This window comes from Peptoniphilus sp. DNF00840, assembly GCF_001553125.1.
Taxonomy (GTDB): Bacteria; Bacillota; Clostridia; order Tissierellales; family Peptoniphilaceae; genus Peptoniphilus_A; species Peptoniphilus_A vaginalis.
In genome coordinates this window covers 893-5,255 of sequence record NZ_KQ960226.1, presented here as the reverse complement: position 1 = coordinate 5,255, position 4,363 = coordinate 893, and the positions used below count along the sequence as shown (strand labels likewise).

Genomic DNA, 4,363 nt, shown 5'->3' with positions numbered 1-4,363 from the left:
TGTGCAAGATAGGTAAATCTATTCTACACATCACTTTTTTTGTTAAAATTTATTTTTCAATTCTTTCATCATATTTATCATTTAATTCTTTTTCTAAATTATCAAGTTTTTCCAACATATCATCAAATTTTTTGTTGAAAATAATATGCTGAATTATTAACATAATATATAATGAAACGCCAAATCGTGAACCTATAATCCATATTTCGGGATATGGTAAACAGAAAACTAAAATAAAACCTACAGTTGCAATTATAAAAAACTTAAAAATATTTTCTATCATAATACCTCCCTACTAAGCATTATGGCATTACTATATATCCATCGCCCATTTCTCTAGTATTCTGACTAAATCCTATGGAAACTAAACCAGAACCCGAAATATTAATACTAGGTAATACACTTAAATAAGTGTGAAGATACTTACCATGAACTTCAACATAATCCTTATTTTCTCTGTTATCTATAACTAAATAAACTTTTCCACTACTTAAAGATCTTAGACCGCCAGGTCCATAGCTTTGTTCAAAATCAAATCTTAAACCTTGAACTAATCCATTAGGATTATAATATTGTTCACCTTTGTAATTACCATCTAAATCTCTATATGTAACTTTCATTACTGTTCTATCTAAATTAGCTGTAAATCCATTACTAAATCCAAAAACGACAGTATCTTTCCCTGCCCAAACAGGAGCAGACTCCCATGCCCAATAAGCATCAACAACTGCGTAATCTCCATATTCAAATCTATTCTTGTACATATTAAATCGAAAGTTTGCACTAGCTCTTCTTGCAACATCATTTGAAACTTTATCAGCACTCAATCCTTTAGTGGACAGTATTGCATCAATTTGTCTATCATTAAAATTCATTTTCTCTAATTCATTACGTGAATTATTGGATAAATTAATTATCTCTTGTTTAAAATAAAGTGTTTCATCATGTTTAGCACTATAACTATACCTTTATTCAGAAATTATCTCTTTTTCAATGATTGCATCAAATTCATTGATAGTTTTTGAACCATGCGATTTAGATAATTCCGAAAACTCTGGAGCTGGAGAATCCATAAATTTCTGAATTTCTGTATCAATGCTTCTTGCATACACACTCGACGAACTAATCAAAACAAATACTAAAAATGTTAAGTTTGCTAACCTTTTTATAAGATGCCTCTTATTATTAAAACAAAATTACTTAATTAGATAAAACGTTATCTTATTTAGAGGTTATCATAGAAATTATTTTTTATCAATAAACTATTTATAATTTATTAATTAATTTTATTTTTAATATAAACTTTTAAATCTTCTTATAGTTTATACATATTATGTAGAGAGTGAAAGTCGAACTTTGGAGCCTAGCTGGAGTTTTCGCTGTCCTTATACTCTTCTACCTATCAACTAAACTTATGCTAAAAGTTTTTAAGGAAAAATAAGTTTGATTTTAAAAAAAAGTGATGTGCAAGATAGGTAAATCTATTCTACACATCACCTTTTTATTAAAATTTATTTTTCAACCTTTTTTCACTTATACCTAATTCTTATTCTAATTTTTTAAAATGTAAAAACAAAAAAATATTTTCACCTAAAAGCAACATAAAGTACAGTAAATTAAAATCAAAAATATAGAAAAAATTCTCAGGCAAATAATATTTTTTTGTGACTACATAAATTATAAGTATGAAAATTTCAATTAATAAAAATATCCCAAGCTTCTTTTTTTCTTGTTTGCTTGCAAAATTAAAATAGTAGGCAAGCATAAATCCCAAAAATAAAATCATTAAGATTTTAAATAAAAATAAAATAATCATATATTTTATATCAAAGGTTTCTTGAATTTTCCCATTGATGTACTCAAAAACCTTTAGATAGATTAAATTAAAAATCGGAAAACAAAATAATGATATTATTAAATTTACATATTTTTTCATAATAGACACTCAATCAGTTAATTTCTACTTATCTTCTTCACCAATAAAGGAGTATTTTGTATTCCAATGTTCAAAAACTAAATCAGGCTTAGGACCCTTATCCTTGTAAGTTCTCATGCCATATATACCTGTCACAGGCTCTTCAAAGCCATCAAACTTCATTATTACTTCATAGCCTGCGCCAGCTTTTTTTAATTTATAAGTGCCAGTATAGTCATAGGCACTGTTTCTATCAGTCAAGACAAAATTTTTCTTGTCAAATTTAAGAGCCATGTCATTGCTTAATTCTACTCCATAATCTGTATTTATCATGCTTTCCAAAGTCCACTTTACATTATAAATTTTTTTGTCTGGAAGATTTTCATCCTTGCCTGTGCAGGCTGTAAGAATTATTCCTGCCACAAAAATTAAAAATAAAATTTTTAAAAATTTTTTCATATGTAACTCCTTCTTTTATTCCTTTAATTAACAAAAGTGTTCTTACTAATATTTTAATCAACTTGGCATTTTATTGCAATCACTTGTTAATAATCGGGATAATTGGATATAATTATAGTGTAAAATGAAAAATAATTTTAGGAGGAATTAAAATGGATATAACATTTGCTGGAAATAAAGTAAATCTTGAAGGAAAAGAAATCAAAGTTGGAGACGTGGCTCCATCATTTAAGGCAGTTAAGAGGGACCTATCTGACTTTAACTCAGATGACCTAAAGGGCAAAATCGTAGTTTATTCAGTTGCACCATCTATTGACACACCAGTTTGTGCTCTTCAAGCAACTACTTTTAACGAAGAAGCTACAAAGTTATCTGATGACGTTAAAATCGTAACTGTAACTGTTGACCTTCCTTTCGCACAAGAAAGATTCTGTTCAGTTAAGGGAATCGAAAACGCAGACATCGTTTCTGACTACAAATACAAGGAATTTGGAGAAAAATTTGGCTTTATGATTAAAGAATTCCAACTACTTGCTCGTGGAGTAGTAATTGTTGACAGAGACGGAAAAGTTTCTTATGTTGAATATGTTCCTGAAGTAACTCACGATGTTAACTTTGACAAGGCTCTTGAAGAAGTTAAAAAATTAAAATGATAAACATTAATTTAATTGTACTTGGCAAGATCAAGGAAAATTATTTTAAGGATGCCATAAATGAGTACAAAAAAATGCTTAAGTCTTACGCAGATTTAAGCATTTTTGAAATTATGGACGAACCCTGCCCCGAAAATTTGTCAGACAAGGACATGGAGAAGGTAAAAAATGTAGAAGGCGAAAAAATCCTCTCCAAGATAAAGGAGGGTGCCTATGTCATTGCCCTTGAGATTGGTGGAAAGAGCCTTGACTCAGTGGCCTTTGCAGATAAAATAAAGGACCTTATGATTGACGGCCACTCCAATATAACTTTTGTCATTGGTGGAAGTCTTGGACTATCTAATGAAGTTTTATCTAGGGCTGACTACAAGCTTAGCTTCTCCAAGATGACCTTCCCCCACAAGCTTATGCGTGTGATCTTAATGGAACAAATCTACAGGGCCTTTAGAATAATTAACAAGCACCCCTACCACAAGTGAGGTATTATGAAATTAAATTTATTAAATCAAGTTTTTTCCTTTCACGACTTTAGACTCGTGAATATAGAAAATCTTTCTGACAAAATAATTTTATATTTTGACCAAGGTATTTATTTTGAAAATACACCAGAGGGTCAAGTGAACTACATGATGACAAATCCAAGTCTGGTCCTCCACAAGACTGACACATCTTTTCCTAAAGAAGAAATGGGAGATATAATTGGAGGAATAATTCACGCCTTTGATCCAGACTTTGATCTTGAGGGTGGGCTTAGTGACCTAGATGATAACTATGATAATGGTCTTGAGATAAATCTTTATAAGGATGGAACCTACAAAAGAATTACTCTTGAAGAATTTTTAAAACTTGACTTCGAAGTGATTAATGAATCCTTTGGCTACGCCTACATGAGACTTTCTGGAATAGTCACAGGCTTTGAGGATACAAGTGAGTGGCAAGATGCTTCAATAGAAATTTATTACAACAATGAGGCAGAACTTATCTACGACTCAATAGAAAAATTATAATTAGCTCAAGCTTGGGCTAATTTTTTTGCAATAAATTATTTTTGACTCTTATATGCTAAATATAAACACTTATATGATGGAAGAATAACAAAAGCACAAAGTAAAAAATACCTCATATGAGGTATTTTTTGGATAAATAACACAAAAAAGGACTCACAAGAGTCCTCAGATTGTAGACAAACCCAGGAATATTTCCTGGGTTTGTTGCATTTTTAATGTATTTATTAAAAAAGTCGTTAATTTATTCAAAGTTAGATCCTTATTAGGATCCAATTTATATAGTAATATTGCTAACTTTTTCATATTTATGCATGCAAATGTAAGTGCAG

General features: G+C 29.9%; 7 protein-coding genes. 3 read left to right on the top strand and 4 right to left on the bottom strand.

From position 1 onward, the window contains the following. Positions 1 to 49: 49 nt before the first annotated feature. The 4 genes from HMPREF1864_RS05835 to HMPREF1864_RS05820 all read right to left on the bottom strand — a co-directional run bounded on the left by HMPREF1864_RS05835 (position 50) and on the right by HMPREF1864_RS05820 (position 2,374). The gene (locus tag HMPREF1864_RS05835; protein ID WP_062571894.1) at positions 50 to 283 is read right to left on the bottom strand and encodes a hypothetical protein; all 234 of its coding nucleotides are present in this window, start codon (positions 281 to 283) and stop codon (positions 50 to 52) included. Between the two features lie 19 nt (positions 284 to 302). Beyond that, positions 303 to 875: a hypothetical protein gene (locus HMPREF1864_RS05830; RefSeq protein WP_062571893.1), complete on the bottom strand. Its 573-nt coding sequence runs from the start codon at positions 873 to 875 to the stop codon at positions 303 to 305. Positions 876 to 1,546: 671 nt separating this feature from the next. Beyond that, entirely contained in the window at positions 1,547 to 1,936 is a 390-nt protein-coding gene (locus HMPREF1864_RS05825; RefSeq protein ID WP_062571892.1) for a hypothetical protein, read from the bottom strand. Between the two features lie 24 nt (positions 1,937 to 1,960). Beyond that, entirely contained in the window at positions 1,961 to 2,374 is a 414-nt protein-coding gene (locus tag HMPREF1864_RS05820; protein ID WP_062571891.1) for a hypothetical protein, read from the bottom strand. 152 nt (positions 2,375 to 2,526) lie between these two features. Here HMPREF1864_RS05820 and tpx point away from each other — a divergent pair, with 152 nt between their 5' ends. From tpx to HMPREF1864_RS05805, 3 genes are read left to right on the top strand one after another with little or no spacing between them, the layout of a single operon-like run. Beyond that, complete coding sequence (gene tpx / locus HMPREF1864_RS05815; RefSeq protein ID WP_062571890.1) at positions 2,527 to 3,027, top strand: thiol peroxidase; 501 nt, start codon at positions 2,527 to 2,529, stop codon at positions 3,025 to 3,027. Continuing rightward, a complete protein-coding gene (gene rlmH / locus HMPREF1864_RS05810; protein ID WP_062571889.1) occupies positions 3,024 to 3,506 on the top strand; it encodes a 23S rRNA (pseudouridine(1915)-N(3))-methyltransferase RlmH in 483 nt (160 codons plus the stop codon). The genes tpx and rlmH overlap by 4 nt, the downstream gene beginning before the upstream one ends. Before the next feature lie 6 nt (positions 3,507 to 3,512). Further along, complete coding sequence (locus HMPREF1864_RS05805; protein WP_062571888.1) at positions 3,513 to 4,034, top strand: hypothetical protein; 522 nt, start codon at positions 3,513 to 3,515, stop codon at positions 4,032 to 4,034. The last annotated feature ends 329 nt before the right edge of the window (positions 4,035 to 4,363 follow it).

Bases quoted from the DNA above. Each gene is read 5' to 3' on its own strand.
- HMPREF1864_RS05830 (WP_062571893.1), bottom strand. From the start codon at position 875: ATGAATTTTAATGATAGACAAATTGATGCAATACTGTCCACTAAAGGA.
- HMPREF1864_RS05820 (WP_062571891.1), bottom strand. From the start codon at position 2,374: ATGAAAAAATTTTTAAAAATTTTATTTTTAATTTTTGTGGCAGGAATA.
- HMPREF1864_RS05835 (WP_062571894.1), bottom strand. From the start codon at position 283: ATGATAGAAAATATTTTTAAGTTTTTTATAATTGCAACTGTAGGTTTT.
- HMPREF1864_RS05825 (WP_062571892.1), bottom strand. From the start codon at position 1,936: ATGAAAAAATATGTAAATTTAATAATATCATTATTTTGTTTTCCGATT.
- HMPREF1864_RS05805 (WP_062571888.1), top strand. From the start codon at position 3,513: ATGAAATTAAATTTATTAAATCAAGTTTTTTCCTTTCACGACTTTAGA.
- tpx (WP_062571890.1), top strand. From the start codon at position 2,527: ATGGATATAACATTTGCTGGAAATAAAGTAAATCTTGAAGGAAAAGAA.
- rlmH (WP_062571889.1), top strand. From the start codon at position 3,024: ATGATAAACATTAATTTAATTGTACTTGGCAAGATCAAGGAAAATTAT.